Source organism: Flavobacterium sp. SM15 (assembly GCF_022012335.1).
Lineage (GTDB): Bacteria > Bacteroidota > Bacteroidia > Flavobacteriales > Flavobacteriaceae > Flavobacterium.
Map to the genome: position 1 here is coordinate 1 of NZ_JAKLTO010000025.1, position 1,245 is coordinate 1,245.

At 35.3% G+C, this 1,245-nt stretch carries 2 protein-coding genes; both read right to left on the reverse strand.

The window, feature by feature from the left end; translation table 11 throughout:
- Window positions 1-869, reverse strand: an 869-nt coding sequence (locus LZZ90_RS13965; RefSeq protein ID WP_370640716.1) for an IS3 family transposase, incomplete at its 3' end; no start/stop codon positions are given.
- Window positions 812-1,195 (reverse strand): helix-turn-helix domain-containing protein, encoded by a 384-nt coding sequence (locus LZZ90_RS13970; RefSeq protein WP_237791319.1) that lies wholly within the window; start codon window positions 1,193-1,195, stop codon window positions 812-814. The genes LZZ90_RS13965 and LZZ90_RS13970, both read right to left, overlap by 58 nt.
- Between the last annotated feature and the right edge of the window lie 50 nt (window positions 1,196-1,245).

The following is a 1,245-nucleotide window of genomic DNA, read 5'->3' on the forward strand; positions in this document are numbered from 1 at the left end:
ACTTGATTTTTGTGTGCAAACTCAGGTGTTTTCATATCTAAGCTATAGTGCCTTCTTTCGTTATTGTATGTGTTTACAGCCTGTTTAATCATTTTCTGAGCCAGGACTAAATTAGGTAATGTTTTTAATAAACCAAATTCATATTTCAAAATTCCGTTGATTCTTTCTGCTACCGCGTTTTCATATGGGTCGTATTGTTGTGTTGTACTGAGTTGCATTCGGTTGTTTTTTGCGAAATCGGAGAACTCTGGACAGCAATACTGAATTCCCCGGTCGCTGTGATGAATAATGTTTTCACGTTTGTGTGTTCTGTTTTTTAAAGCCATCTGAAGGGCGTCTTTCACAAGTGTTGCTTTCATATTTGTATCGAGCTTGAATCCCATTATTTTCTTGGAATAGATGTCTGTTACCAAAGCCAAATAAGCGTGTTTGTCCTGTATTCTAAGATAAGTTATGTCGCTGACCCATATCTGTTCTGCATGCGTAGGAGTGATGCCTTTGATTCTGTTTGGTGATTTATAGAAAAAGTGTTTGGAATCTGTTGTGATATGGAATCGTTTGGTTTTCTTGACTAATAGCTGATGCGCTTTCAGAAACCTGAAAAAGCCATCTCTTCCCATTTTTATGTTCCGCTTTTCCAAATCATTTTTAATATCCAGATACAGCTTTCTTCCACCGTATCGGGTTTGTTTTTTCCGGATAGGAGCAATGAGTTTTTTGATTATAATAGCTTGTTCTTCTCGCTGTTTATCAACCTTAATTCGTTTATAATACGCTTGTTTTGATATTCCGAAACATTGATAAAGCCACCTTATTTTAAAAGGTTTCTTTTCTTTTTCTCTATCTCTTTTACTAATGTTTCGGGCAATGACTTTTTTGCGATATCCAGTCCTGTAGTTACTTCAAAATCAGCAATAATGTCTTGTTGGAAGTCTTTGATGAATTCCAGTTCTTCTATGCGCTCTCTTAATTTTTTAATCTCGTGGTTCTTGCTCACTGCTTTTGATTTGGATGTAAAGTTAGATAATTTCTTTCTCCAATAATCAATGGAACTTCGAGATATGCCATATTTTTTAGCTGCATAGTTAACAGAAATCTGTCCGTTGTTAATTTCGTCAATGATGGAAAGTTTGAGATCAAAACTGATTTTCTGATACTCATTTTTTCGACAGGGTTGTTTTCTTGGTGTTTCCATAGGATACTAAAAGTGTTTAATTTTTAGTCAACCTATTTTAGGACGACGCA

Excerpts from the sequence above, each read along its gene's own strand:
- LZZ90_RS13970 (WP_237791319.1), bottom strand. The coding sequence starts at position 1,195 with ATGGAAACACCAAGAAAACAACCCTGTCGAAAAAATGAGTATCAGAAA.